This window comes from Actinophytocola xanthii (assembly GCF_001921205.1).
Lineage (GTDB): Bacteria > Actinomycetota > Actinomycetes > Mycobacteriales > Pseudonocardiaceae > Actinophytocola > Actinophytocola xanthii.
On record NZ_MSIE01000056.1, the window covers coordinates 24,146 to 48,981 of the forward strand.

Below are 24,836 nucleotides of genomic sequence, written 5' to 3' on the forward strand. Positions count from 1 at the left end.
TTGGGGCATCGCCGGGAGGTCGACATGGACGTGGACACGCGGGTGCTGCGGTACTTCGTCGCGGTGGCCGAGCAGCTGAGCTTCACCCGGGCCGCCAGGGCGTTGTTCGTCTCCCAGCCCTCGCTCAGCCGCCAGATCCGACAGCTGGAGGACCGGCTCGGCACGGAGCTGTTCGTGCGGACCAAGAGCGAGGTGCGGCTCACCCGCACGGGGGAGGTGCTGCTGGCCGCCGCGCGCCGGCAGCTACTGGAGTGGGAGCAGGCGACCCGGATCGTGCGCACCACCGCCGCCGCGGAGGCCAACATCCTGCGGGTGGGGCTCGTCGCCGGGGCCGGCAACCACCTCGTCCGCCGGGCCCGGCCCACCTTCCAGCTGCGCCATCCCCAGGCAACGGTCGAACCGAGGCGTTTCGAACCCGGCGCCGAAGCCGACGCCCTCCGCCAGGGCACCCTGGACGTGGCACTCCTGTGGCTGCCGCCGCACCCCGAGCCGCCCCCGCACACGGCGGTCGTGGCCGCCGAGCCCCGGCTGGTCGCCCTGTCCACCACCCACCGGTTGGCGACGCGTCCGTCCCTGACACTGGCCGACCTGCGTGACGAACCGGTGCTGTGGACCCGTGCGGCCCCACCCGCCTGGGTCGACGAGTGGCCCACCCGGTCCCAGCCGGAAACCGACACCTTCGAGGACCTGCTCGACCGTGCGGCGGCGACGGCCGCGGTCTGCGTCGCCCCCGCCTCGATCGCCACCACCACCAGCCACCCCGACCTCACCTGGCGCGCGGTCGCCGACCTCGCCCCGCTCCAACTGGCGGTCACCTGGCCCACGAGCACGGCCAACCCGCTCGTACCCCCCTTCGTCCACGCCCTGCGCACCCTCGCCGACTGAGGTGGCGCGGCCTCGGGGGGTGGTGGCGGCCTTCTCCTTGCCAGCAGGCCTTCCTCGCGGCAAGCCACTCCCGCGCGCGGCTGGGCACCCGTCGCTCGAGTGACACTGTCCCCGGCTCGTCGCACCCTTGCCCGATGATGATCTACCGGGCGTGCGCCGCCGCGGTCCTCATCCTGGTCTGCGCCGCGTGCGGCTCCTCGGCGGGACAGACCGCGTCGTCGGTCGCCGGCCGGTTCCTCGCCGCTGCGGAGGATGCGGACGCGGGCGCCGCGTGTGAGCTCCTCGCCCCCAAGACACGCGAGGAGCTGGAGTTCGGCGAGGACGGCCCGTGCACCGCTACACTCGCCTCGCTCGGGCTGCCGGGCGGCACCGTGGACGAGGTCGAGGTCTGGGGGGACCGTGCGCGGGCCACCGGACGGACCGACACGGTGTTCCTCGTCGAGCTCGGCAGTGGGTGGCGGGTGGCCGCCGCCGGTTGTACGCCCCCCGAGGACGAGACCTTCGACTGTCTGCTGGGCTCGTGAGGGAAACAATGCGGCGCACGATCTTCGTGCTCTACCTGGGATCACGCTGGTCGGGCTGCTGTACTTCGTCGTCATCGGCCTGCTGAGGCTCTAGGAACCCATGAAAAGACTTCTCCGTGACAACGGGCTCAGCGTCGCGTTCGGACTGCTGTTCCTCGCGGCTCTTGTGGGGCAGGCGCCGACTTCAACGACCCCCAGGTGATCGAGGGCGGTCAGCAGATCTCGTTCTGGGCCTTCCTGGCCGCCTCGGAGTTCGCGGTCGACGTCGCGGAGAACTGGCAGTCTGAGTACCTGCAGTTCTTCCTGTTCATCGTGGCAACGGTCTGGTTGGTCCAGCGCGGTCGCCGGAGTCCAAACCGGCGCACAAGGTCGGTCGGCGGTCCGATGAGGAACAGCAGGTAGGGCGGTACGCCACCGAGGACTCACCGAAGTGGGCCCGGGTCGGTGGATGGCGTACCGCCCTGTTCTCCCGCTCGCTCGCACACTGCAGAACTGGCAGTCCGAGTTCCTCGCCATCGGCTCGATGGCCGTACTGACTGTCTACTTGCGACATCGCGGCTCGCCGGAGTCCAAACCGGTCGGTGCCGCGCACGGCGTCACCGAGGAGTCTGGTTAGCCGGTCAGGCCAGCCCGCCCGGCGGGATGCTGGCGCCGGAAGTGCCGCCGACGTCGCCGGTCGTGCCCTGCTCACCCTGCTGCGGAGGGCGCTGCACGTCGCCGCGCCACTCGCCGGTCTCCTGACCGCGGTGCTCGATGAACTCCTTGAACCGCTTCAGGTCGCCCTGGATGCGGTTGCCCACGACGCCCAGCGCGGAGCCGGCCTTCTCGACGAGTCCCTCGGGCTCGTAGTCCATCTGCAGGTTGACCCGGGTCGTGCGCTCGTCGATGCGGTGGAAGGTCACTACGCCCGACTGCTGCGGCCCGTCGACCGAGTGCCACGCGATGCGCTCGTCGGGGTGCTGCTCGGTGATCTCGGCGTCAAACTCGCGCCGCACGCCACCGATGCTGGTCTCCCAGTGGGTGCGGGTGGGCGTCTGTTGGACGATTCGTTCGACGCCCTCCATGAACTGGGGGAACGACTCGAACTGCGTCCACTGGTTGTACGCGGTACGCACAGGTGCCTCGACATCGATGTGCTTTTCGATGGTGGTCAAGAAAGACCCCTCCTCGTGTCATTCGGTTACCCCATCCGGCTACCCGGCACGAGTGGATCTGAACCTCCCCAACCAGGTGATTCATTCGACAGGGCGCGGGGACGCTGCCGTCCGGTCCGGACCCGGAGAAGTACCAGGAGACCGTTCAGTCCTATGTAGACATCGGATGTGACCACTGAGGGGGGACCGGCTCAGCGGTGCTGGGCCGAGCGCTCCCGACGCATCCGCTTGCCGGTCCCTGGTTCGAATCCCTGCTTCACCAGGCGCGCCTCGGTCAGCTCGTCGGCGCTGCTCACCGTGAAGTACAGGGTCGTCGCGAGCCCGATCGCCAGCGCGCCGAGCACCAGCCCGGACGGCAGCGGGGTGAGCAGGGTGAGCACGACGAAGCCGACGACCAGCCAAGGCGCGGTCTGCACGAGCACCCGCGCCACGAACCGCCACAGCCAGGTGCGCGAGGTGGCGTCCTGAAGCACCCAGTCGCGGTAGCGGTCCGGAAGCCGGCCGCCGAAGCTGTAGTGGAGCCACTGGAAGGGGTTGGGGCGTGCCACGGCCATACCCATGGCTACCCTGCCCCGCCGCCGGCTATGCGTGCGTCCGCGCCCCGGAGGACGTAGGTGTGCACGAGGGCGTGCCGGGCGAACCCGAGGGACTCGTAGAGCGCCTTCGGCGCGGGGTGGGCCTGGTCGCCGCGGGCGTAGACGAGGCAGCGGGTGGCGCCGGCCGCCGCGAGAGCGTGCAGGACGGCGAGGGACACGGCAGCACCCAGGCCCCGGCGCCGGTGTTCGGGACGGACCCCGAGCGGCTCGATCTCGCCGAGGCGCGTCGCCTCGTCGTACCAGCCCAGGCAGTACGCGACGTACTCGCCCGCGGCGTTCTCGACGACGAGGTCGAGGTCGTCGCGGTACGGGGCGCGCCGGGTCAGCGCGACCTGGCGCTCGGTGCTCATCCGCGCCGAGCCGAAGGCCGCCCGGTGCGCGGCAGCGCGCCGGACCGGGTCGGCCGACGGGCGGATGTGGTAACCCGCCGGGAGCCCGGCCAGCGTCGGCAACCCGCGCAGGGGGCGGTTCATCGCCACCATGAAGGCTCCGGGCTCCGGCTCGAACCCGCGCCGCCTCAGGGCGTCCACCAGGGGTTTCTCCGCGGAACACGCTTCAACCCTGGCCGCGTCGGCCCAGTCGAGGACCTCCTCGGCCAGCGGGGGGTGCTCCGGGTCGACCTGCGCCGCGAGCTCGTCGGTCAGCCACGCCCAGGCCACGGTCCTGGTCCCCGCGCGCCAGACGGCCGTACGGCACTCCTGTCCAAGGGCCGCGGCCCAGGCCAGGTCCCCCGGGTGCCGGAAGCCGGCGACCGCGGCAACCCGGCTGGCGAGGGACTGCATTGCCGCCAGTTCCACGGGTCCCTCGTACTCGCGCAGGGTGAACACGCGCGCAACAGTACGAGTGGCGAGGATGGCTAACGACAGCTGGTCACGGTGCCCGAGACGGCCGCCATCGCGTGCCCCACGGAGCTGAAGGTGGGCAGCTGCCCACGCAGGCCGAGCAGGTCCAGCGGGCGGAGCACCGGTCTGGTGTTGGCCACGACCGCCCAGGTCAGGTGCTCGCGGACGGCGCGCGCCTCGGTGTCGGTCAGAACGGTCAGGCCGGAGGCGGCCAGGAAGTCGACCTCGCTGAGGTCGAGGACCATCCCGTGGTCGTCGGTCACGTTGTCGTCCACGAACAGTCGCAGTGCGGGAGCGGTCAGTAGGTCGATCGGTCCGATGACGTGGGCGACCACCGGCATGTCCGGCTGTCGGGTGACGTCGATGTCGAAGAACGGCGCGGGGAGTGACTGCTGGCCACTCGGTCCGCGTGGGCGCGGTGTGTTGACCTCGCCGCCGGTCCACAAGGAGGTGTTGTACACGACGAACGCCTCTTCTCGGTGGATGACGAGCAGCGGAGAACGCGTGCAGGCTTGAACGCCGCTACCGGCGGGGACACGGGCTGGTCCCCGGCGAACACGGCTGGGTAATCAACCGCGTACCTACCACGGTAGGCCCCTGGGGAGCGCACCACAAGTCTCCAGGGGCCTACCGAAGCCTATTGAGCGACAAGCCCAAATGCTGGGATAGAGCGTCTATTAAGGACAGTTTAGCGGATGTTGCCCGCCCGTCGGTCCGACTCGGACAGCGCGGCGACCACACCGGCCACCACGTCCGGGTGACCCAGCGGCAGGGGAGCGGGGACCCGGTCCACCTCGGGGTCCACCTCCTTGTCGCCCCGCCCGCTCGTGCCCTCGCCCGCGCTGCGGGCGACGACCGTCACCCGGGCCGACTCCGGCGTGTCGTCGGTCGGGTCGACCAGCAGGATCTGGGTCACCAGGGACTCGAACTGCCGAGCCACCTCGATGGCGGTCGAGCAGGCCTCGCCGGCAGCGACCATCGTGACGCTCGGCGCCTGCCGCTCGGCCAGTGACTCCAGCACGTCCTCGATGTCCTCGACCGAGCGCCGGCTGGCCGGCACCCGGCACCAGGCGACCTGGTGGTCCTGGGTCAGCTGCCGCCAGGTGGGCGGCAGCTCCGCGTGCCTGGCGGCACCGCTGGGGTCGATCACGACCAGCGCGGGACCCACCTCGGGTCCGGTCCACACCACCGGCGGCCCGTCGGCACGGGGACCGGAATCGTCGAACTTACGCATGTGGCATCACCTCGGACCCGGGGGTACCCAGCTCTGCCCGCTTTATCGCGACTCACGCACGACCTCACCCGCGGGTTTGTCGACCCGAAGGCCGCCGAAGCGGGGATGGCGCAGCCTGCCCTCCCGCGTCCACTCGCTGAAGCCCACCTGGACCACGAGCTCCGGGCGCACCCAGTGCACGGTCGGCTCACGCACCTCGTCGACGAACGGCGACTCGGACTGGGCCATCGAGTCCATCCTCGCGCGCAGGGCGTGCAGGGTGGCGCGGTCGTACCCGGTCCCGACCTTCCCGGCGTAGCGCAGCAGCCCCTGCTCGTGGTAACCGATGAGCAACGCGCCGAACCCCGCGCGGGAGCCCTGCGGCTCGGTGAACCCCCCGACGACGAACTCCTGGTCCCGGACGCATTTGAACTTCAGCCAGTCGCTGGAATGACCGCCCCGATAGGGTGAGTCGGCCCGTTTGGCGATCAGGCCCTCCCAGCCCTGCGCGCACGCGTGCCGGTAGAACGCCTCCCCGTCCCGGTCCCGGTGCTCGCTGAACCGCAGCGGGTCCCGGAAGCGGAACGCGTCGCGCAGAGCTCGTTTGCGGTCACGCAGCGGCTCCCCGCAGAGGTCGGTGCCGTCCAGGGAGAGCAGGTCGAACAGGTAGTAGTACACGCGGACCGCCGACCTGTTCCTGGTCTGCAGCGAGACGGGCCGGTCCTTGCCGTCGAACGCGACGATCTCGCCGTCCGCCACGAACCGGGGGCCACCCAACTCGGCGAGCGCCTCGACCAGGTCGGGAAAGCTCTCGTCGATGCGCTTCTGGTTCCTCGTCCACAGCTGGGGTCGCCAACCGTCCCGAATGGACAACGTGCGGATCCCGTCCAGCTTGCGCTCGAAGATCCAGTTGTCGTCGGAGAACCGGCGGTCGGTGATGGTGGCGAGCATGGGGTTCGGCCAGCCGTTCATCGCGCCGCCCGCCGACAGCCAGGCGTGGTCGTCGCGTACCCGGTCGTCACATTCTCGAAACGCATGCCCCTCATAACGAGCGCGTGAGGAAGAAGATACGGTGAGTAATTCTTCGGCCTGCGCCCGCCCGCTTCTGGCTCCATAATGGCCGCTTCCCCCGAGCGGAGGAAGTTCATGCGCACCGTTTTTCTGACTGCCCTGGTCGCGGCGGCCGTCGCCGCGCCGCAGCTGCCCGTCCCGGCACCGGGCGGGACGGGGAAGGAAGGCGTGGCGGAGGTCACGGAGGAAGTTCTGCAACAGGTGATGCCGGACGCCGCCGTGCCGGTGGGTGCGGAACTCGCGTCCGGGGTCGGCCTGGTCCTCGCCCGCTTCGGCCCGTACCGCCCGACCGCGACGGCCGTCACCTACCGACCGGACCTGGTGCCAAACCGCGCCCTCGTGGCCGTCGCCCGAGCTTCGGTCGCCGGGCGGACCGGCGTTCTGCTCGTCACGGAGGGCCTGGTGCCCAACCGGCAGTACGGGGCGCACGTGCACGTGCGACCGTGCGGTCCCGCCCCGGCCGACGCCGGCCCGCACTACCAGAACCGGCGCGACCCCCAGCAGCCGTCGACCGACCCCCAGTACGCCAACCCCGAGAACGAGGTCTGGCTCGACTTCACCACCGACGCCCGGGGTCGCGGCCTCACCGCGACGACGGTGGACTGGGTGTTCCGCGACCACCGCCCGCGCTCGGTCGTCCTGCACGAGACCCACACGCAGACCGAGCCCGGCTCGGCCGGCATGGCCGGGGCCCGGCTGGCCTGTGTGACGGTCTGGTTCTGAAGCGGCGCGCCCTATGGCTCAGACCGAGGTGATGCCCGGGATCTGGCCGCCGCGGAACGCGTCGACGAACAGCCGGTGGTCGACGCGCACCTGCTCGGCGTAGGACATGCCGAACTCGGTCAGGGCGCGCACGAACTCGTCCTCGTCGGTGACCACCCCGGCGATGGCCTCCTCCACCTGGAAGTCCACAAGGGACTGTTCGGAGTCGGAGTCGGAGACGCAGTGGGTCTTCGCGGTCGCCTGGCCGAGGTACTCGAGCACCGGCTCCATCTCCGTCGGCTCGGTCAGCTCCGACCAGTCCAGGTCGGCGGTGTAGGGGGACAGCTCGGCGACCACGAAACCGACCCCGCCCAGCTCGGTGTGGCCGAGCCAGGGGTCGGCGTGCGCCTGCAGGGCGCGCTGCGAGACCGCCGTGCGGTGGCCCTCGTGGACGAAGTAGTCCCTGATCCGCTTCTCGTCCACGATTCTGCTCGGCGCCGGCACGTTGCCCTGCTTCATCGACAGGACCACGTCGTTCTCCAGCGCCTGGGTGTGCCCCTCGACCAGCACGTTGTAGGCGGGCAGCCCCGCGGAGCCGATGCCGAACCCGCTGCGGCCGACAATGTCCTTGACGTGGTAGGTGTTCCCGCCGAACCGCTTGCCCTGCGGGATCGTGTCCAGGTAGGCCTCGAACGCGGCGAGGGCGGCCTCCCGCTCGTCCTCGGGCAGCTCGCGCACACCGATGCCCCGGGTGAACCGCCGCTCGTACTCGGCGACGGTCGTCATCGTGTCGAGCAGGTCGATGCGCGTGCGTAGCCGGGCACGCAGCAGGACGTCGTGGACGACGCCCTCGGTCGAGTCGAGATGCAGGCGGACCGTCTCGTCGCCCGGGTTCTCCGCGAACGCCCGGACCTGCCGCACGTAGGAGCGCAGGTAGGTGCCCACCAGCCGGGCGATGTCCGCATCGGAGATGGCCTTGCCCCAGGCCATCAGGGCGACGCTCGCGGCGAGGCGCTTGAGGTCCCAGGTGAAGCAGCCGAGGTAGGCCTCGTCGAAGTCGTTGACGTCGAACACCAGCGTGCCGGACGAGTCCATGAACGTGCCGAAGTTCTCCGCATGCAAGTCGCCCTGGATCCACACCCGGCTCGTCCGCTCGTCGGCCCAGGGGTCCTCGTCACGGGCCATGTCGGCGTAGAACAGGCACGCGCTGCCGCGGTAGAACGGGAACGGGGAGGCGGCCATCTTGCGGAACTTCCGCCGGAAGGCGACCGGGTCGGCCCGCATGAGCTCGTCGAACGCGTCGACGAGCACCTCGACGATCTCCTTCTCCCGTGCCTGCTCCCCGCGGTCGCGGATCCGCTTGACGGCACCTGCCATGGCCCCTCCCGGTGTGGCTCGGCTCCCGGCCTGCCACCGCCCCCCGTCGGGAGGGTGACCCCCTGATCCTATGTGGACGGGTCGGTGCGGCGCAGCTGTCCGAGGTCGTCGATCGCGGCCGCCAGCAGGACGCCCGTCGCCAGGTGGTCCCGCATCACGCGCAGGTCCTGCACCGTGTCGGCGAGGGTGTCACCGGGCCGCCAGGGGTCCCGCTCGTCGCCGAGGTGGCCGGCGTCGAGGGCCGACACCTGCTCGGCCAGCACGCCGCAGAGCGCGGCGAGCGTGCCGGTCTGCTGGACCGCCTCGTCGAGGGCGTTGCGCAGGGTCGTCAGGGGAGTGACGGGCCCGGCGGCCGCCTCGCGCGGCTCGACGAACCCGGCGAGGGCCTCGGGGAGGTCGGCGCACACGCCCAGCCGTGCGCGTTCGCCGGTGGCGTCCAGTACGCGCAGGACGGTGGAGTCGGTGGTCACGACCCGCAGCAGGGCGCCGCGCACGTGGAGCTCGGCCCTGAGCTCGACGAGTGCCGCTATGCCCGTGCAGGCCAGGAACTCGACCCCGGACAGGTCACACACCAGCAACCGCAGGTCGCGGTCGGCGGCGGCGGCGAGGGTCTCGGCGAACCTGGCGTTGTTCGCGAGGTCGATCTCACCGAGAGCTGTGACGATGACGACACCGCGGTTCACCGCGAGCGTGCGCAGAGCGAGCCGTTGGTCGCTCGGACCGGGGCGCAGACGTCTGCGCTCCCTGGACCGAGGGTCGTAACGGGAGCCGCGGAAGGGATCAGCCACGTGGACCTCCTGAAAGGTCAAGAGGGCACGGCTGGCTGCATAACCGTGGTTAGGTGCGCTCTCAACCTTAGTCCTCCGCCGGTCCGGACGGAACCCGGGGCGCCGCTTGCCCCGGCTCGTCCCACGAACCAGACTCCGAGGAATGGCAGCCGACTTCTCGTCCATCGCTCGCGAACTGGCCGAGGTGACCCGCCTGGTGGAGGCGGACCACTTCGGGGCGACCCTCGATCGCTTCGTGCGGCGGATCGTGGCCAGCGTGCCGGCCTGCGACGCCGCCACGATCACCGTTCGCTCCCCGGAGGGTGTGGAGACCGTCGCGGGGGCGGTGGAGTCCCACGACGGCACCGCCGAGCTGCCGATCGACCCGCTGGTGCCCGGCCCGATCGTCGAGGCGCTCACCTTCGTGGAGCCGCGCAGGCTCGAGCACGCCGGTTCCGACCAGCGCTGGCCGGCGTTCTCCGCCCGCCTGCTCACCGCCGGCTACCACGGCTGCCTCGCCCTCCCGCTGCACACCCACCGGGCGGAGACCGCGGTGCTCACGCTCTTCTCGCGGGAGCCCGAGCAGTTCGGCGAGGTTGGCTACGACGTCGTGTTGATGTTGACCCTGCATGCGGGGGTGACCTTCGACAACGCCGCGCTCTACCACGACAGCAACAAGCTGATCGGCCAGCTCCAGACCGCGCTGCGGACGAGGTCGCTGGTCGGCCGCGCCCAGGGGCTGCTGATGCGGCAGTTCGACTACGACTCCGACACCTCCTTCGCCGCCCTGCGCCAGGCCTCGCAGAACAGCAACACCAAGCTGCGCGAGGTGGCCGAGCTGCTGGTCGACGCGCACGAGAACCGGAGCTTCGACAGCGCCGTGGAGAAGCTCGGGTTGAGCCTCGCCGGGCGACCCACCGCCTGAGGTACCCCATCTCCGGGCCCGTGGCCAGCGTGTTCGATCCGTGCTTGAGGCGGGTTGGACCGGCCGTGCCTAGCGTCGTCGGTGTGACCCGCACCACGGAGGCTGCCATGGGACCGTCCCGGCACGTGCTGTTCCTCAGCCGTCCCGACGCCGACCACTTGTACCCCTCGCTGGTGCTGGCAGAGGAACTCGGGCGGCGGGGGCACCGGGTGACCTTCGCCACCGCCGACCCGTTCGCCGACGAGGAGGCCGCTGGGGACGTGGTGCTGCTGCGCTGCGGACGGGACGGGCACGCCGTCGGCGAGCTGCCGGCCCTGGCCGCCCGCGGGCCGGTCGATCTCGTGGTCTGCGAGCCGGCCACCCGCGACGCCGCGCTCGGGCTCGGGGTGGAGTGGGGCGTGCGGGTCGTGGTCGCGCATGCCCAGCTGCCCGCTGGTGGAGCCGTGGCCTGGCCAGCCGAGCGGTTCCTCGGCACCCGCGCCGTCTACGTCCGGCCCGGCGGGCGCGGCACGGTCCACGGCGAGTGGGTGCCGAGCGATCCGCGCCCGGTGCTCCTGGTCGCCCACGACGACCTCCCGGTGGCGACCCTGCTCGCCGCGTTCGACCCGGCCGACTGGCAGGTGGTGCTGGCGGACACCGGGCGGCTCGCCGACCCGCCGCCCGTCGCCGTCCTCACCCCGGGCTTCACCGCCCTGGCACATGCCGACGTGCTGCTCTCCGACGGGGGCTTGCCGGGGATAGCCGCCGCGGTGCACGGGTCGACGCCTACGGTTCTCGTCCCGAACACGCCCGAGGAGCACCGCAACGCGGCACGGGTCGCGGGGCTGGGGCTCGGCGTGCTGCTGCCCAAGGCCGACCTCACGCCGGCGTCGCTGCTGCGTGCGGTGTCCAGGTTGGGGGTGGACGAGGTCGTCCGGGCCGCGCTCCGCCGCGCCCGCTCGCTGGTCGCTCTCGCGGGTGCACCGGAACCGGCCGTCGACGCCCTCGAGGGCGAGCTGGCGGCCGCGGTCAGAGCGGCCTGAGCGACCCCGGCGCCACCGCGCTCTCCCACACCGGCTCGGGTACCTCGCGAACCCGCCCGTCGGCGCCGAAGTGGAGGAACCGGTCGAACTCGGCGGCGAACCACCGGTCGTGGGTGATGGCCAGGACCGTTCCGGCGAAGGTACGCAGGCCGAGCTGCAGGGCGTCGGCGCTGGCCAGGTCCAGGTTGTCGGTCGGCTCGTCCAGCAGGAGCAGGGTCGCGCCGGTGAGCTCCAGGAGCAGGATCTGCAGCCGCGCCTGCTGGCCGCCGGACAGCGTCTCGAACGGCTGGTTCCACGCGGGGGCGATCTCGTAGCGGGCCAGGGCGGACATCCCGTCCTCGCGGTCGAGTCCGAGGCCTTCGACGACGATCTCGGCCGGCGTGCGTCCGTCCAGGTCCGGTCGTGCGTGGGTCTGGACGAAGTACCCCGGCGCCACCCGCGCACCGAGCTCGACGCTGCCCTCGTGCGGCACCGCCTCCCCCGCGAGCAGGGCGAGGAAGCGGGACTTGCCGGTGCCGTTGGCGCCCAGCACGGCCACCCGCTCGCCGAACCAGACCTCCAGGCCGAACGGGGCGGTCAGCCCGGTCAGCGCGAGGTCCGTGCAGACCAGCGCGCGTTTGCCCGTCCGGCCGCCGCGCAGCCGCATCCGCACGTTCTGCTCCTTCGGCGGACGGCGCGGCGGTCCGGCCTGTTCGAACCGGGTCAGCCGTGACCGCGCCGCCCGGTAGGCCGACGCGACCGAGTCGTTGCGGGCCGCGGCCTGGCGCAGCGAGTTGGTCAGGTCGCGGAGCCTGCGGTGCTCCTCCTCCCACTGCCGGCGCCGGGCGTCGATGCGGGCGACGCGCTCCGCTCGTGCCCGGGGGAACGTGCCGAACCCGCCGCCGTGTACCCAGACGTCCCGGTCCTCGACGGCGACGACGCGTGAGGTGGTGTTGGCCAGCAGTGCCCGGTCGTGCGACACCAGCAGCACGGTCTTGGTGCTCGCCGCGAGCTCGCCCTCGAGCCATTCCTTCGCCGGCACGTCGAGGTAGTTGTCCGGCTCGTCGAGCAGCAGCACCTCGTCCGGACCGCGCAGCAGCGCCGCCAGCACGAGGCGCTTCTGCTCGCCCCCGGAGAGCGTCCCCACCGCCCGGGTGGCGACCTCGGCGAAGGGCAGGCCGAGGGCGACCGTCGTGCACGTGTCCCAGACCACCTCGATCTCGTACCCGCCGGCCTCGAGGTGCTCGCTGATAGCGGCGGCGTAGGCAAGCTGGCTCGACTCGTCGTCCCCCAGTGCCGCCTCGGCCGCGAGCAGCGTCGCGGCCGAGGCTCGGATCCGCGCGGGAGCTGCCGAGAGCAGCAGCTCTCGCACGGTGGCCGAGGGCGGCGCGACGAACTGGCGCAGCACCCCCACCCCACCGCTCGTGCTGATCTCGCCCTCGGTCGGAGCGAGGTCGCCGGCGATCAGCCTGAGCAGGGTCGTCTTGCCGGCGCCGTTGGGACCGACGAGCCCCGCGACGACGCCCGCACCGACCCGGAACGAGACGTCGTCGAGCAGCGGCCGGCCGTCGGGGAGCGTCTGGGTGAGGTGTGCGACCTCGACATAACCCACGAACGTTGGTCCTTCACTCGAACGTTGTTCTAGTGCTCGAGCGTCATACTAGTGTTGGGGGTATGGGCACGTCACGGGTCGGTGGGAGAGGGGGCAGGAGCAGCGGCGTCGCCGGCGAAGTCTGGCTCCGGGCGCCACGTCCGCAGCGGGCCGCGCCGCCGCTGACCGGGGAGCGGATCGTCGCCGAGGCCGTCCAGCTGCTCGACGAGGAGGGTGCCGCCGGGTTGACCATGCGCCGCCTCGCCGCCCGCCTCGGCGCCGGCCCCACCACGCTCTACTGGCATGTGCGCACCAAGGACGACGTCCTCGACCTCGCGCTGGACGCCGTCTTCGGCGACGTCGACCTGCCCACCGCCTCAGCGGACTGGGCGGCGGACGTCCGTGCGCTGCTGCACGCCTGGTACGCCGTGATGCTGCGCCACCCGTGGGCGCCCGGGCTGCTCGGCCGTCCCATGCTCGGGCCCAACGTGCTGACCCGTACCGAGTTCCTCCAGGCCGCGCTCGTGCGCGGCGGCTTCGCCGGTGTCGAGCTCGCCGCGGCCACCCACGGCCTGGCCAACCTCGTCATCGGCTCGGCGCTGACCAGGGTCGCCGGCGGCTCGGTGGACGCGGCCGACCAGCTCGTCCGGGCGCAGGCGGCGCGGTACCCGACTTTGGCGGCCACCGGACACCTCGGCGAGCAGGACTGGGACGACCTGTTCCGACGCGGGGTGGACGGCATGCTGGCCGGCCTGCGGGCGGGGCGCGGATGAGGCAGCTCCTGCACTGGACGGTCGCCGTACCCCTGCTCGCGCTGGTCGCGCTCGCCCTGACCTGGGGCCGTGAGCTCGATGTCGTGCCGGTCGTCCTGGTCGCGCTGCTGCTCGCCGGGGCCGTGCTGGCCGCGGTGCACCACGCCGAGGTGGTCGCCCACCGGGTGGGGGAGCCGTTCGGCTCGCTGGTGCTGGCCGTCGCGGTGACGGTGATCGAGGTCGGCCTGATCGTCATGCTCACGGTGTCCGGGGGAGAGGAGACGGCCACGCTCGCGCGGGACACGGTGTTCGCCGCCTTCATGCTCACCACGACCGGGATCGTCGGGATCTCGCTGCTGGTCGGCGCCCGGCGCTACGGCGTCACGCTGTTCAACGCCGAGGGCTCCGGCGCCGCGCTCGCCACCGTGGCCACGCTCGCGACGCTGAGCCTGGTCCTGCCCACGTTCACCACGAGCCAGCCGGGCCCGGAGTTCTCGCCGGGGCAGCTGGCTTTCGCCGCGCTGGCCTCGCTCGCGCTCTACGTCGCGTTCGTGCTCACCCAGACCGTCCGACACCGCGACTTCTTCCTGCCGGTCGCCCAGCACGGTCAGCAGGACGGCGAGGACGAGCACGCCGCGCCGCCCAGCGCCCGCGCCGCCCTGACCAGCCTCGGCCTGCTCGTCGTCGGGCTGCTCGCGGTCGTCGGGCTGGCGAAGGTGGAGTCGCCCGCGATCGAGTCGGCGGTCGCCGCGGCCGGGTTCCCGCACTCGTTCGTCGGCGTCGTGATCGCCGTGCTCGTCCTGGCCCCGGAGACGCTGGCCGCGGTGCGCGCGGCCCGCCGCGGCCGCATCCAGACCAGCCTGAACCTCGCCTACGGTTCCGCGATCGCCAGCATCGGGCTGACCATCCCAGCGATCGCGCTCTCCTCGGTCTGGCTGGACGGGCCGCTGCTGCTCGGGCTCGGTCCGACGCAGATGGTGCTGCTCGTGCTCACCGTCGTGGTCAGCGTGCTGACCGTGGTGCCGGGACGGGCCACCCGGTTGCAGGGCAGCGTGCACCTGGTGCTGCTCGCCGCGTTCGTCTTCCTCGCGATCAACCCCTGACCGGCCATTAGGGTGGCTCCGTGACCAGCTGTGCCGCCCTGCTGCGGGGCATCAACCTTGGCTCCCGCCGTCGGGTGGCGATGGCGGACCTGCGGACGTGGCTGGCCGAGCTCGGCCACGCCGAGGTCCGCACGCTGCTCCAGAGCGGCAACGCGGTCTTCCGCACCGAACGGGAGCTGGACGAGGTCCGCGCCGAGCTCTCCGCACACCTCACCGAACGCGCCGGCTTCCCGGTCGCGTGCGTCCTGCGAACCGCTGCCGAGCTGGCCGAGGTCGTCGCGGCCGACCCGCTCGGCGCGGTGGCGACCAACCCGTCCCGGTACTTCGTGGTGTTCCTGGACCGCCCGGTCACCTCGCCCGACCTCGAACCGGACGCCTTCGCCCCGGAGCTGTTCCACCTGGGTGAGCGCGAGGTCTACTTCTGGGTCCCCGAGGGTGTGCGGGACTCGAAGGTGCTGGCCGCGTTCCCGGCCAGGGCGGACGAGGTCGCCACCATGCGCAACTGGAACACGGTGACCAAGCTGCTCGCGATGGCTCAGGCCGTTCCCGACCTCCGTACACGCTGAGTGACCGAACTGCGCGGTGAGTCGCCACCGGTCGCCGGGGTGGCCCGCGATCACCTCTACGATCTCGCCCATGTCCGGTCTCAGCCTGATGACCTTCAACATCGGCAGCCCGTCGGCGGAGCGTGCGCACCGCCAGCTGGCCTGGCTCGCCACCCGGCACGAGGACGTCTTCGTGCTCACCGAGACCAGGCAGTCCGAGGGCTGCCGGCACCTGGCCGACGCGTTCCGCACGGCCGGGTACTCGGTGGTCTACCCGAAGCCCGGACCGACCGAGTACGGCGTGATGATCGTCAGCCGGCTGCCCGTCCAGCTCGACCCGATCGCGGGGAACGTGACGTTCCTGCCAGAGCGGGTCAGCGGCGTGCTCGTCTCCACCGCGCTCGGGCTGGTCCGCGTGGTCGGGGCCTACGCGCCGACCCGGGATGCCACCGCCGAACGCACCGAGCGCAAGCGCCGCTGGCTGTCCGAGCTCTCCGCCGCGCTGGGCACCGGTGGGCTCACCGACTCCGGCGCGGAGACCGTGCTGCTGGGTGACCTCAACATCATCGAGCCCGACCACGAGCCGAGCTACACCACGTTCCGCTGGTTCGAGTACGACTTCTATCGCGGCCTCACCGACCGGCACGGCCTGGTCGACGCGTTCCGGCAGGCGGAGCCGAACCTGGTGGAGCACAGCTGGATCGGTCGGACCGGCGACGGCTACCGCTACGACCACGCCCACTGCACGAAGAAGCTCGCCGCGGAGATCGAGGAGTGCGAGTACGTGCACGAGCCGAGGACGACTCGGCTGTCCGACCACTCCGCGCTGTCGCTCACGTTCTCCTGCCTGCCGACGGCGGAGCTGAACACCATGGACCCGTTCGAGGCCGCGAGCCCGCCCACCCTGTTCTGAGGCCTTCTGGCATACCGTGCGGGGGTATAGTAACCTGGAGGAAGATTCGGTCGACACCTGCGTTGGGAGACGTCGTGACCACCTCCACCTTCACCGTCACGGGGATGACCTGCCAGCACTGCGTTGGCGCGGTTCGCGAGGAGGTGAGCCGCATCCCGGGGGTCACCGGTGTCGACGTCGACCTCGCCTCCGGCCGGGTCACCGTGACCAGCGAGGGTCCCGTCGCGACGGAGGACGTGCGGGCCTCGGTCGACGAGGCCGGCTACGAGTTGGCGAGCTGAGATGACGCTCTCGGCGGGAGCCAGGCTCGGCGTTGTCGCGGTGACCGCGGCGGCGGTGTTCGTCGCCGCCTTCGGGGTCGGCCGGTTGACCGGGCCGGCCGGCGGCGCGGACGCGGAGGCCGACGCCCGCACCGGGGCTGCCGACCACGGTCACCCGGCCGAGCCCGAGCGCTCCGACGAGGCCGCTCACGAGGAGATCGTGCCCGCGGGCCTGCAGGTCTCGGCGGACGGGTACACCCTCGAGGTGGTCGACCCCCAGGGGTTCTCCTTCCGCATCCTCGACACCCGAGGCCGCCCGGTGACCCGCTTCGTCCCGGACCACGACAAGCTCATGCACCTCATCGTCGCCCGCCGGGACCTGTCCGGCTTCCGGCACGTCCACCCGGAGATGTCCGCCGACGGCACCTGGCGCGTCCCGCTTCCCTTCGCCGCGGCCGGGGACTACCGGGTGTTCGCCGACTTCCTCCCGGAGGGGCGGTCCGAGGGCGTCACGCTCGGCGTGGACGTGCCGGTTCCCGGCGCGTTCCAGCCAGTGCCACTGCCCGCGTCTGCCACGGCGACCACCGTCGACGGCTACCGGGTGACCCTGCGCGGTCACCTGGAGGCTGGAACGACCAGCAAGCTGACCCTGTCCGTGGAGCGGGCCGGCCGCCCGGTCAGCGACCTACAGCCCTACCTCGGCGCCTACGGCCACCTCGTCGCCCTCCGGCAGGGCGATCTCGCCTACCTCCACGTCCACCCGGACGACGAGAACGCCGCCCCGGGCCCGGACATCACCTTCTATGCCGAGGTCCCCAGCGTGGGCACCTACCGCCTCTACCTCGACTTCAAACACGACGACGTCGTCCGCACCGCGGAGATCACCGCCGTGGCCGAGTCCCACGAGGAGTGACAGGCGTGCCAGAGAAAACTCTCCCGACCTCCAGCCTGGACCTGGTCATCGGCGGGATGACGTGTGCCTCGTGCGCGGCGCGTATCGAGAAGAAGCTGAACCGGCTGCCCGGAGTCGAGGCGAGCGTCAACTACGCGACCGAGCGCGCCACCGTCTCCGCGCCCGCCACCGTGTCCACTGAGGACCTCGTTGCCGTGGTGGAGAAGCTGGGCTACACGGCCGCCCCGCCGCGCCCGCCGGCGGCGGAGCCGGCCGAACTCGAGCGGCGTTCGCTGCGGACCCGGCTGCTGGTCAGCCTCGCGCTGTCGGTGCCGGTGGTCGTGCTGGCGATGGTGCCGGCGTGGCAGTTCGAGTACTGGCAGTGGGCCTCGCTCACCCTGGCCGCGCCGGTCGTGGTGTGGGGCGGGTTCCCCTTCCACCGCGCCGCCTGGACGAACCTGCGCCACGGCGCGGCCACGATGGACACCCTGATCTCCATGGGCACGCTCGCCGCGTTCGCGTGGTCGCTGTACGCGCTGTTCTTCGGCACCGCGGGCACACCGGGGATGACTCACCCGTTCCGGCTGACCATCGAGCGCTCCGCGGGTGCGGGTGCGATCTACCTCGAGGTCGCGGCCGGCGTGGTCACGTTCATCCTCGCCGGCCGGTACTTCGAGGCACGCGCCAAGTCCCGCGCCGGTTCCGCTCTGCGTGCGCTGCTCGAGTTGGGGGCCAAGGACGTCGCCGTGCTGCGGGACGGCCGGGAGACGCGTGTGCCGGCCGAGCGGCTGGTCGTCGGGGACCTGTTCGTCGTCCGGCCGGGGGAGAAGGTCGCCACGGACGGTGTCGTCGAGGACGGGGCGTCCGCGGTGGACGAGAGCATGCTGACCGGGGAGTCGGTCCCGGTCGAGGTCGGCCCCGGCGACCGGGTGGTCGGCGCCACCGTCAACGCGTCCGGACGGCTCGTCGTGCGGGCCACCAGGGTCGGTGCCGACACCCAGCTCGCCCGGATGGCCGAGCTGGTCGAGCAGGCCCAGACCGGCAAGGCGCGGGTACAGCGGCTGGCCGACCGGGTGTCGGCGGTGTTCGTCCCCGTCGTGATCGGGTTGGCGGTGGCGGTACTCGGGTTCTGGCTCGGCACCGGCACACCGGTCGAGTCGGCGTTCACCGCGGCGGTGGCGGTACTCATCATCGCCTGCCCGTGCGCCCTCGGGCTGGCCACGCCCACGGCGCTGCTCGTCGGTACCGGACGGGGTGCGCAGCTTGGCATCCTGATTCGGGGTCCGGAGGTGCTCGAGTCGACCCGCCGGGTGGACACGGTGGTGCTGGACAAGACCGGCACCCTCACCACCGGGCAGATGTCCCTTGTGGACGTCGTGCCGGCGCCGGGCGAGTCACGGGCCCGGCTGCTGCTCCTCGCCGGTGCGCTCGAGGAGGCATCCGAGCACCCGGTGGCCCGGGCTGTCGTGGCCTCGGCTCGCGCCGAGGTGGGCGCGCTGCCCGCGGTCTCCGCGTTCCGCGCGGTACCCGGGCTGGGCGTGCGGGGCGTGGTCGAGGACGGCGTCGACAGCAGCGAGGTCCTCGTCGGCCGAGCGGCCGATGCCCAGGACTGGCTGCCCCGGCCGGACACCGAACTCGAGCGAGCCGCCCGCGCTGCCGAGGAGCGGGGCCACACGGTGGTGAGCGTGGCCTGGGCGGGGGAGGTCCGCGGCCTGCTGGTCGTCGCCGACACGGTCAAGCCGACCAGCCCGGCCGCGGTCCGGCAGCTGCGTGACCTCGGGTTGTCACCGGTCATGCTGACCGGTGACAACGAGACGGTCGCCCGGGCGGTCGCGGAGGAGGTGGGCATCGACGAGGTGATCGCCGGTGTGCTCCCGGCCGACAAGGTCGAGGAGGTCCGTCGGCTGCAGTCCGCGGGTCGGGTCGTCGCCATGGTCGGCGACGGAGTGAACGACGCGGCCGCCCTGGCCCAGGCGGATCTCGGCCTGGCCATGGGAACGGGTACCGACGTGGCGATCGAGGCGAGCGACCTGACCCTCGTACGGGGTGACCTCCGGGCCGCCGCCGACGCCATCCGGCTCTCCCGGCGCACGCTCAACATCATTCGCGGCAACCTGTTCTGGGCGTTCGCCTACAACGTCGCCACGATCCCGGTTGCCGCGGCGGGCCTGCTCAACCCGATGCTCGCCGGTGCGGTGATGGCCTTCAGCTCGGTGTTCGTGGTGACCAACAGCCTGCGGCTGCGTGCCTTCCGGGTTCTCCCCGGCAACGGGACCGCGCCCGCCCTCGATCGTCCGGAGCGGCCGGCGGCCCTCGTCCCCGCTGCCTGAGCACCCGCGCACCCGTAGGGTGCTTTTTGTGACCAGTCAGAAGGATCGGATGCTCGCGGGTGAGCCCTACGTCGCGGACGACCCGGAGCTGGCCGCCGACCTCGCGCGCGCGTCAAGGCTCAGCGCCGTCTTCAACGCCAGTGCCGCCGCCGACGACCTCGCCGAGCTGCTCGGCGAGGTCGGCGAGGGCACCGAGGTCCGGCCGCCGCTGTGGGTGGACTACGGCTACCAGATCTCGATCGGACCCCGGTCGTTCGTGAACTACGGCGCGGTGATGCTCGACGTCGCGAAGATCACCATCGGCGCGGATGTCCAGCTGGGCCCGTACGTCCAGCTGCTGACGCCGACCCACCCCACCGACCCGGAGCTGCGCCGGGCCAAGTGGGAGGCCGCCGAGCCGATCACGATCGGGGACAACGTCTGGCTCGGGGGTGGGGTCATCGTCTGCCCCGGCGTGACCATCGGCGAGAACACCGTCGTCGGCGCCGGCGCCGTGGTCGTCAAGAACCTGCCGCCGAACGTGGTCGCGGTCGGCAACCCCGCCCGCGTGGTTCGGCGGGTGTAGGAGCCTGGGCGTACTGGTCGTGAGGTGGTGACGGCGTACCCGCTCCCTCACGGGAGGGAGAGCGCGGATCGCTCTCGTCGGCGATCCGCTGGCTGGTCGGACGGACCACGATCGACCGCATGAACCTTGCCTTTCTCGCCGCACCACTGCTCGTGTTCGCCTACGGGGTGATCAGGATTCTCGACGGGCTCGACGGCGCCCGCGGACCCGGACTGGCCTGGACCACGGGGCATCTCGCGTTCCTCGGCGCCCTGGCGGCGTTCCTGGTCGTCTTCGTCCACCTGCGGCGGCTCGCCGGCCGTGACGGGTTCTCGACGGTCAGCGTGGCGGTCGCCTCCGCCGGTGCGCTCACCCTGTTCGCACAGTTCGTTGTGGACATCGTCGTCGGCTTCGTGGCCGAGGACCACGCGGCGATGCGCGTGATCGCCTCAGACGTCTCGGACAACCAGGTCGTCTCGCTGGTCCTGTACGAAGTAGGGCCCTACCTGTTCTACGTCGGTCTGCTCGCACTGGTCATCCAGCTGGCCATCGCCCGCCGGGTGGTCTGGTGGGCCTCGGCGCTGGTCGTGGTGAGCCAGGTCCTCCCGGTGTTCGACAAGGACCTCATCCCGGTCGGCGCGCTCGTCCTGCTCGCGCCGTTCGTGGTCATCGGCCGACAGGTCGCCACGCCCAGGAGGGTGTCGGCGTCCGTGTGAGGATGGCGGTCATGCATACCTGGTCACGGCCGCTTCGGGTCGACGTGGGTCTGGTCGTGGTGGTGGTGTGCGTGCAGCTGTGGCCGTTCCTCATCCGCACGAGCGAGTCCGGTGAGCCCTGGGACCCGTGGGGCTACGTCGTCGTGGTGGCCTCGGCCGTGCCGGTGCTGTGGCGCAGGCGAGCGCCGGTAGTCGCGCTGACGACGAGCCTCGTCGCCACCTCGCTGTACGACACCGTCGGGCCGACACCGGAACAGCCGGTCTGGTACGGCGGCCTGGTCGTCGCGTACACCGTGGCCGTCCAGTCCGCGCCGCGGGTGCGCATCACGATGCTGGTACTGACGATCTGCGGGAGTGTCCTGTTGAGTTCGTCCACGACCGCGCTGCGGTTCGCCGTCATGTTCGTCGCCGTGTACGCGATCGGCAGGGCCGCTGCCGAGTCCCGGGCGAGAACGGCTCGGTTGGAGGAGGAACGCGGCCTGGCGGCGGAGCGTGCCGCGGAACGGGAACGGGCGAGGATCGCCCGCGACATGCACGACATCCTGTCGCACGCGGTCAGCCTGATGGTGGTCCAGGCCGAGGCCGGCCCGGTCGTGCTGGCCAGGGCTCCGGCCGACGCCGAGGCCGCGTTCGACGCCATAGCGGCCGCCGGTCGGGACGCGATGGTCCAACTACGCCGGATCCTGACCGTGCTCAGGACCGAGGACGGACCGCACGCGCCACAGCCCACACTGGACGACCTTCCGTCGCTCGTGGCCGGCGTGTCCGGTCTGCCCGTCGCCTACGAGGTCGCGGGCGAGCCCGTCCCGCTGTCCCCCGACGTGGAGCTGGCCGTGTACCGCATCACGCAGGAAGCGCTCACCAACATTGTCCGCCACGCGAACGCGAGCCGTGCCGAGGTCCACCTGGCGTGGTCCGGGATGGCCCTGACGCTGACCGTGACCGACGACGGCACACCGAAACCGGTCGGGGCCGGCGGCAACGGCCTCATCGGCATCCGTGAACGGGCTGCGGCGTGCGGTGGCGGCGCCGAGCTGGGCCCCCGCCAGGACGCCCGCGGCTTCCGGGTCGCCGTCCGGTTCCCCCTCCGGGCGGTGGTGGCACCGTGACGCTGCGGGTGGTGGTGGCCGACGACCAGGAACTGGTCCGAGCCGGGTTCAGCATGATCCTCGCCGCACAACCTGACATCGAGGTGGTCGCCGAGGCGGGCGACGGGGCGGAGGCGGTCGCGGCGGTTCACCAGCACCAGCCGGACGTGGTGCTGCTGGACATCCGGATGCCGGGCATGGACGGCATCGCGGCGGCGCGGGCGGTCTGCGCCGAGAGCGGGTGCCGCGCGATCATGCTGACCACGTTCGACCTGGACGAGTACGTCTTCCAGGCCCTCCAGGCAGGCGCGAGCGGGTTTCTGCTCAAGGACGTGAGACGCGACGACCTCGTCCACGCGGTGCGGGTGGTCGCCGCCGGGGAGGCGTTGCTGTCCCCGTCGGTCACCAGAAAGCTGATCGCGCGGTTCACGGCGCGACCGGGGCAGCCCTCCCCGGCGAGGCTCGCGGCCCTCACCGCCCGCGAGCGGGAAACCTTGCGGATGATGGCGAAGGGCCTGAGCAACGCGGAGATAGCCGCGGTCATGGTGGTCAGCGAACACACGGTGAAGACCCACGTCAGCAATGTGCTGAGCAAACTCGGCCTGCGTGACCGAATCCAGGCCCTGATCGCCGCCTACGAGACCGGCCTGGTGGTTCCCGGCGTGGACTGAACCCACCGCGTCCGGCGGGTGGGGACGAACGCGCTCCGGCGTTCGTCCCCACCCGCGGTTCGGCTGCCTCCTGCGGTGAGCCCGCTTGGCGGGCACGTCCCGCCTACGGGTAGTTGGCCACGTAGCTCACCTGGTGCGCCTGGTTCGCCACCTCCCCGGTGTCGTTGATGACCCGGTTGATCGTGCCGACGCCGCCAAGCGAGACGGTGACCAGCCCGTGGAACCGCACCCCGGCCCGGTTCGGCACCTCGAACCCGCGGCTCGCCACGACCGCGGGGTTGACGTTGAAGTAGCAGTAAACGCCCACACCCCACGCCTCGTGGGTGGTGACGGAGTCGGCGACCTTGTACGCCGCCCAGCCGAGGCTGCCGCCGCCGCTGGTCCACGACGCGTTGTTCGGCGGGTCGTAGGGCATCTCGTTCTGGTAGAAGTAGGTCCGGCCGCCGTTGCCGTTCCAGATGGTGTTGTACTGCTGGTAGTGCTCGACGAACAGGCCGTACATCGTGACGTTGTCGCCGTTGACCACCAGCCCGTTGGCCGCGGTGTTGGTGTTCCAGCCGATGCCCGCGCCGTGGTCACCGCGCCACAGCCACATGTGGTCGCCGATCACGTCGTCGCTGTTGATCCGTAGGGAGACCGTGGCCCGACCCGCGTGCGCGCCGCCGACGCGGAAGAACACGTCGTGCAGCGAGGTCGGGTTCGCCGCGTGGCTCGCTGACGACCCGGACGGCCCGATCTCCACCAGCACGGGGGAGTTCACCGGCCCGGCGTCGACCAGGAACCCGGCCAGCTTCACTCCGTCTACATCGGACACCGTCATTGCCGGCAGTCCGGTGTCCGGCACCAGCGTCGCCACCCCGAGGCCGAGCACGACGGTGTTCGGGTTGGTCACCCGGATCGTGTCGTTCAGGTGGTGCACGCCCGGGGTCAGCAGCAGGTGCTTTCCCTCGGCCAGCGCGGCGTTGATCGTGGCCGCCGGCGTGCCGAGCTGGACGACGAAGAAGTCGGCCAGCGAGATCGAGCTTCCCGCCGGGGTTCCGGCGCCCCACGAGGTGCCGCGGGAGTTGGTCCGCAGCGCCGGCACGAAGACCCGGTACTCGCCGGCCGGGGTGACGTACAGGAACGGCTTCTCGCGGATCGTCGGCGTGGTGTCGACGACGGTGTGCGACGGGTTCGGGAAGTGCTGTGGCGGCGTACCCGTGCTGCCGGTGAACACCATGTTCCAGACCGAGCCCGACCACCCGCCGCGCAGCTCGCTGTTGCGGGTGAAGAACTGCTGCTGCGAGCCGGACTCGACGAGCCCGTCGATCCGCGAGTCGGCGATCAGGCCACCGCTGGCCCAGCCGTCGCCGCCGTTCCACAGCTGCACCTGGCCGCGCAGGTGCATCCGGCGGTAGGGGGCGGCCTGCGAGACCGCCCAGCGTTCGATCTGGCCGGCCGGCAGCGTCACCGAGAGGTTCTCCGCGGAGCGCCAGAAGTTCTGGGTGGCGTTGCCGAGGTTGTTCGGGTTGTCACCCTGCTGGAGCCAGTCGGCCTCGACGCGGATGTGCCCGTTGATGTTCACGTCGTCCGGCGAGAGCCCGAGCCCGGCGACCTGGGTGTAGAAGCGCAGGTTGACATCGGCCTGGTAGCTGCCCGGCTTGAACAGCACGGCGTGGCGTTGGGTGCCGAACTGGTTGGTCTTCATCTGGGCGCTGATCTGGTCGAGCCGGCTCTGGATGGTGCTGGTCGGCGTCGACGGGTCGTAGACGTGGGTGTTGGGCCCGAGGTTGGGGTTGAACGGGTCGGTGTCCGGCACGCCGGGGCCGGTGTCGGTCGTGGTGAACACGCCGAGCTCCCAGAGGGAGTAGCCGTAGCCGGTCGCGCGGGCGGTCCCGTGGACGCGGAGGTAACGGCCGGTCCCGGTGACGTCGAGCGTCTGGTTCCCGCCGGTGCCGGTGGTCGTCTGGTAGACCGTCGTCCACGTGGTGGCGTTTCCGGAGGTCTGGATCTCGAAGGCGCGGCCGTAGGCGGCCTCCCAGCTCAACGTCACGCGGCAGACGGACTGCGCCGTGCCGAGGTCGACCTGGATCCACTGGGGGTCGGCGAACGCGCTGGACCACCGCGTGGTCCCGGTCCCGTCGACGGCGGCGGAGGCCGGGGTGCCGGCGTTCTCCGTGGAGGAGGCCGTGGCGGGGCGGCCCTGGGCGATGTTGGTCGTGCCGCAGGCGGCGGCGGGCGACGTGGTTGGTGCGGTGGTTGGCGCGGTGGTCGGGCCCGCTGAGGCGGGTGTCGTGGCGGCCAGGCTGAGGGCGGTCGCCGCGATCGTGAGCAGGGCGAAGCGGCGCGACGGCCGCCGGCCAGGGTGCAGGGAGAGTCGCATGGGAGGTCCTAT

At 71.7% G+C, this 24,836-nt stretch carries 26 protein-coding genes and 1 pseudogene; 17 read left to right on the forward strand and 10 right to left on the reverse strand.

The window, feature by feature from the left end:
• Positions 1 to 24 precede the first annotated feature (24 nt).
• The 3 genes and pseudogenes from BU204_RS27365 (at position 25) to BU204_RS42180 (ending at position 2,025) form a co-directional block, all read left to right on the forward strand.
• The gene (locus tag BU204_RS27365; protein ID WP_075128642.1) at positions 25 to 885 is read left to right on the forward strand and encodes a LysR family transcriptional regulator; all 861 of its coding nucleotides are present in this window, start codon (positions 25 to 27) and stop codon (positions 883 to 885) included.
• Between the two features lie 134 nt (positions 886 to 1,019).
• Positions 1,020 to 1,409: a hypothetical protein gene (locus BU204_RS27370; RefSeq protein ID WP_083661682.1), complete on the forward strand. Its 390-nt coding sequence runs from the start codon at positions 1,020 to 1,022 to the stop codon at positions 1,407 to 1,409.
• Between the two features lie 198 nt (positions 1,410 to 1,607).
• Positions 1,608 to 2,025 (forward strand): annotated as a pseudogene (locus BU204_RS42180) (DUF6766 family protein).
• A gap of 4 nt (positions 2,026 to 2,029) precedes the next feature.
• Here the strand turns inward: BU204_RS42180 and BU204_RS27380 are convergent.
• The 6 genes from BU204_RS27380 to ligD form a co-directional block, all read right to left on the reverse strand.
• Positions 2,030 to 2,563, reverse strand: coding sequence for an SRPBCC family protein (locus tag BU204_RS27380; protein ID WP_075128643.1), 534 nt, complete (start codon positions 2,561 to 2,563; stop codon positions 2,030 to 2,032).
• A 191-nt stretch (positions 2,564 to 2,754) separates the two neighbouring features.
• Positions 2,755 to 3,123, reverse strand: a complete 369-nt coding sequence (locus BU204_RS27385) for a DUF5313 family protein (protein ID WP_075128644.1) — start codon at positions 3,121 to 3,123, stop codon at positions 2,755 to 2,757.
• 2 nt (positions 3,124 to 3,125) lie between these two features.
• Entirely contained in the window at positions 3,126 to 3,986 is an 861-nt protein-coding gene (locus tag BU204_RS27390) for a GNAT family N-acetyltransferase (protein ID WP_198943013.1), read from the reverse strand.
• A 29-nt stretch (positions 3,987 to 4,015) separates the two neighbouring features.
• Positions 4,016 to 4,462 (reverse strand): STAS domain-containing protein, encoded by a 447-nt coding sequence (locus tag BU204_RS27395; RefSeq protein ID WP_083661683.1) that lies wholly within the window; start codon positions 4,460 to 4,462, stop codon positions 4,016 to 4,018.
• Positions 4,463 to 4,689: 227 nt separating this feature from the next.
• Positions 4,690 to 5,235 carry a hypothetical protein gene (locus BU204_RS27400; RefSeq protein WP_075128645.1) on the reverse strand — a complete coding sequence of 182 codons (546 nt, stop codon included), beginning with the start codon at positions 5,233 to 5,235 and terminating at the stop codon, positions 4,690 to 4,692.
• A 42-nt stretch (positions 5,236 to 5,277) separates the two neighbouring features.
• Complete coding sequence (gene ligD, locus BU204_RS27405; RefSeq protein ID WP_075128646.1) at positions 5,278 to 6,186, reverse strand: non-homologous end-joining DNA ligase; 909 nt, start codon at positions 6,184 to 6,186, stop codon at positions 5,278 to 5,280.
• Between the two features lie 174 nt (positions 6,187 to 6,360).
• Between ligD and BU204_RS27410 the strand changes: the two genes are divergently transcribed.
• On the forward strand, positions 6,361 to 7,008 hold the full coding sequence (locus tag BU204_RS27410; protein ID WP_233160667.1) for a superoxide dismutase family protein: 648 nt from the start codon (positions 6,361 to 6,363) through the stop codon (positions 7,006 to 7,008).
• Positions 7,009 to 7,026: 18 nt separating this feature from the next.
• Here the strand turns inward: BU204_RS27410 and BU204_RS27415 are convergent, their stop codons facing one another.
• Together BU204_RS27415 and BU204_RS27420 are read right to left on the reverse strand one after the other, a co-directional pair.
• Entirely contained in the window at positions 7,027 to 8,364 is a 1,338-nt protein-coding gene (locus BU204_RS27415) for a DUF2252 domain-containing protein (protein WP_075128647.1), read from the reverse strand.
• A gap of 68 nt (positions 8,365 to 8,432) precedes the next feature.
• Entirely contained in the window at positions 8,433 to 9,152 is a 720-nt protein-coding gene (locus tag BU204_RS27420; RefSeq protein WP_075128648.1) for an STAS domain-containing protein, read from the reverse strand.
• 142 nt (positions 9,153 to 9,294) lie between these two features.
• Between BU204_RS27420 and BU204_RS27425 the strand changes: the two genes are divergently transcribed.
• The gene (locus BU204_RS27425) at positions 9,295 to 10,056 is read left to right on the forward strand and encodes an ANTAR domain-containing protein (protein WP_075128649.1); all 762 of its coding nucleotides are present in this window, start codon (positions 9,295 to 9,297) and stop codon (positions 10,054 to 10,056) included.
• 83 nt (positions 10,057 to 10,139) lie between these two features.
• Entirely contained in the window at positions 10,140 to 11,078 is a 939-nt protein-coding gene (locus BU204_RS27430) for a glycosyltransferase (protein ID WP_143229793.1), read from the forward strand.
• Here the strand turns inward: BU204_RS27430 and BU204_RS27435 are convergent.
• Positions 11,065 to 12,669, reverse strand: a complete 1,605-nt coding sequence (locus BU204_RS27435) for an ABC-F family ATP-binding cassette domain-containing protein (protein WP_075128651.1) — start codon at positions 12,667 to 12,669, stop codon at positions 11,065 to 11,067. The two genes, BU204_RS27430 and BU204_RS27435, sit on opposite strands and share 14 nt — an antisense overlap.
• 62 nt (positions 12,670 to 12,731) lie before the next feature.
• On the opposite strand from BU204_RS27435, the gene BU204_RS27440 reads away from it, so the two are divergent.
• The 11 genes from BU204_RS27440 to BU204_RS27490 all read left to right on the forward strand — a co-directional run bounded on the left by BU204_RS27440 (position 12,732) and on the right by BU204_RS27490 (position 22,462).
• Positions 12,732 to 13,421, forward strand: a complete 690-nt coding sequence (locus BU204_RS27440; RefSeq protein ID WP_075128652.1) for a TetR/AcrR family transcriptional regulator — start codon at positions 12,732 to 12,734, stop codon at positions 13,419 to 13,421.
• Complete coding sequence (locus BU204_RS27445) at positions 13,418 to 14,503, forward strand: calcium:proton antiporter (protein WP_075128653.1); 1,086 nt, start codon at positions 13,418 to 13,420, stop codon at positions 14,501 to 14,503. Before BU204_RS27440 ends, BU204_RS27445 begins: the two co-directional genes overlap by 4 nt.
• A gap of 20 nt (positions 14,504 to 14,523) precedes the next feature.
• A complete protein-coding gene (locus BU204_RS27450) occupies positions 14,524 to 15,069 on the forward strand; it encodes a DUF1697 domain-containing protein (RefSeq protein WP_075128654.1) in 546 nt (181 codons plus the stop codon).
• Positions 15,070 to 15,139: 70 nt separating this feature from the next.
• Positions 15,140 to 15,961 (forward strand): endonuclease/exonuclease/phosphatase family protein, encoded by an 822-nt coding sequence (locus BU204_RS27455; protein WP_075128655.1) that lies wholly within the window; start codon positions 15,140 to 15,142, stop codon positions 15,959 to 15,961.
• 74 nt (positions 15,962 to 16,035) lie between these two features.
• On the forward strand, positions 16,036 to 16,242 hold the full coding sequence (locus BU204_RS27460; protein WP_075128656.1) for a heavy-metal-associated domain-containing protein: 207 nt from the start codon (positions 16,036 to 16,038) through the stop codon (positions 16,240 to 16,242).
• A 1-nt stretch (position 16,243) separates the two neighbouring features.
• A complete protein-coding gene (locus BU204_RS27465) occupies positions 16,244 to 17,134 on the forward strand; it encodes a hypothetical protein (protein ID WP_075128657.1) in 891 nt (296 codons plus the stop codon).
• A 56-nt stretch (positions 17,135 to 17,190) separates the two neighbouring features.
• Positions 17,191 to 19,443: a heavy metal translocating P-type ATPase gene (locus BU204_RS27470; protein WP_075128691.1), complete on the forward strand. Its 2,253-nt coding sequence runs from the start codon at positions 17,191 to 17,193 to the stop codon at positions 19,441 to 19,443.
• Between the two features lie 28 nt (positions 19,444 to 19,471).
• Positions 19,472 to 20,008, forward strand: a complete 537-nt coding sequence (locus BU204_RS27475) for a sugar O-acetyltransferase (RefSeq protein WP_269844667.1) — start codon at positions 19,472 to 19,474, stop codon at positions 20,006 to 20,008.
• 119 nt (positions 20,009 to 20,127) lie between these two features.
• Positions 20,128 to 20,703, forward strand: a complete 576-nt coding sequence (locus tag BU204_RS27480; protein ID WP_075128659.1) for a hypothetical protein — start codon at positions 20,128 to 20,130, stop codon at positions 20,701 to 20,703.
• Between the two features lie 11 nt (positions 20,704 to 20,714).
• The gene (locus BU204_RS27485) at positions 20,715 to 21,812 is read left to right on the forward strand and encodes a sensor histidine kinase (protein ID WP_075128692.1); all 1,098 of its coding nucleotides are present in this window, start codon (positions 20,715 to 20,717) and stop codon (positions 21,810 to 21,812) included.
• The gene (locus BU204_RS27490; RefSeq protein WP_075128660.1) at positions 21,809 to 22,462 is read left to right on the forward strand and encodes a response regulator; all 654 of its coding nucleotides are present in this window, start codon (positions 21,809 to 21,811) and stop codon (positions 22,460 to 22,462) included. Before BU204_RS27485 ends, BU204_RS27490 begins: the two co-directional genes overlap by 4 nt.
• A gap of 103 nt (positions 22,463 to 22,565) precedes the next feature.
• On the opposite strand, the gene BU204_RS27495 is transcribed toward BU204_RS27490, so the two are convergent.
• Positions 22,566 to 24,824 (reverse strand): discoidin domain-containing protein, encoded by a 2,259-nt coding sequence (locus tag BU204_RS27495; RefSeq protein WP_075128661.1) that lies wholly within the window; start codon positions 24,822 to 24,824, stop codon positions 22,566 to 22,568.
• Between the last annotated feature and the right edge of the window lie 12 nt (positions 24,825 to 24,836).

Bases quoted from the DNA above. Each gene is read 5' to 3' on its own strand.
- BU204_RS27400 (WP_075128645.1), bottom strand. From the start codon at position 5,235: ATGCGTAAGTTCGACGATTCCGGTCCCCGTGCCGACGGGCCGCCGGTG.
- BU204_RS27410 (WP_233160667.1), top strand. From the start codon at position 6,361: ATGCGCACCGTTTTTCTGACTGCCCTGGTCGCGGCGGCCGTCGCCGCG.
- BU204_RS27370 (WP_083661682.1), top strand. From the start codon at position 1,020: ATGATGATCTACCGGGCGTGCGCCGCCGCGGTCCTCATCCTGGTCTGC.
- ligD (WP_075128646.1), bottom strand. From the start codon at position 6,186: ATGAACGGCTGGCCGAACCCCATGCTCGCCACCATCACCGACCGCCGG.
- BU204_RS27495 (WP_075128661.1), bottom strand. From the start codon at position 24,824: ATGCGACTCTCCCTGCACCCTGGCCGGCGGCCGTCGCGCCGCTTCGCC.
- BU204_RS27425 (WP_075128649.1), top strand. From the start codon at position 9,295: ATGGCAGCCGACTTCTCGTCCATCGCTCGCGAACTGGCCGAGGTGACC.
- BU204_RS27455 (WP_075128655.1), top strand. From the start codon at position 15,140: ATGTCCGGTCTCAGCCTGATGACCTTCAACATCGGCAGCCCGTCGGCG.
- BU204_RS27445 (WP_075128653.1), top strand. From the start codon at position 13,418: ATGAGGCAGCTCCTGCACTGGACGGTCGCCGTACCCCTGCTCGCGCTG.
- BU204_RS27385 (WP_075128644.1), bottom strand. From the start codon at position 3,123: ATGGGTATGGCCGTGGCACGCCCCAACCCCTTCCAGTGGCTCCACTAC.
- BU204_RS27415 (WP_075128647.1), bottom strand. From the start codon at position 8,364: ATGGCAGGTGCCGTCAAGCGGATCCGCGACCGCGGGGAGCAGGCACGG.
- BU204_RS27365 (WP_075128642.1), top strand. From the start codon at position 25: ATGGACGTGGACACGCGGGTGCTGCGGTACTTCGTCGCGGTGGCCGAG.
- BU204_RS27480 (WP_075128659.1), top strand. From the start codon at position 20,128: ATGAACCTTGCCTTTCTCGCCGCACCACTGCTCGTGTTCGCCTACGGG.
- BU204_RS27485 (WP_075128692.1), top strand. From the start codon at position 20,715: ATGCATACCTGGTCACGGCCGCTTCGGGTCGACGTGGGTCTGGTCGTG.
- BU204_RS27470 (WP_075128691.1), top strand. From the start codon at position 17,191: ATGACGTGTGCCTCGTGCGCGGCGCGTATCGAGAAGAAGCTGAACCGG.
- BU204_RS27465 (WP_075128657.1), top strand. From the start codon at position 16,244: ATGACGCTCTCGGCGGGAGCCAGGCTCGGCGTTGTCGCGGTGACCGCG.
- BU204_RS27440 (WP_075128652.1), top strand. From the start codon at position 12,732: ATGGGCACGTCACGGGTCGGTGGGAGAGGGGGCAGGAGCAGCGGCGTC.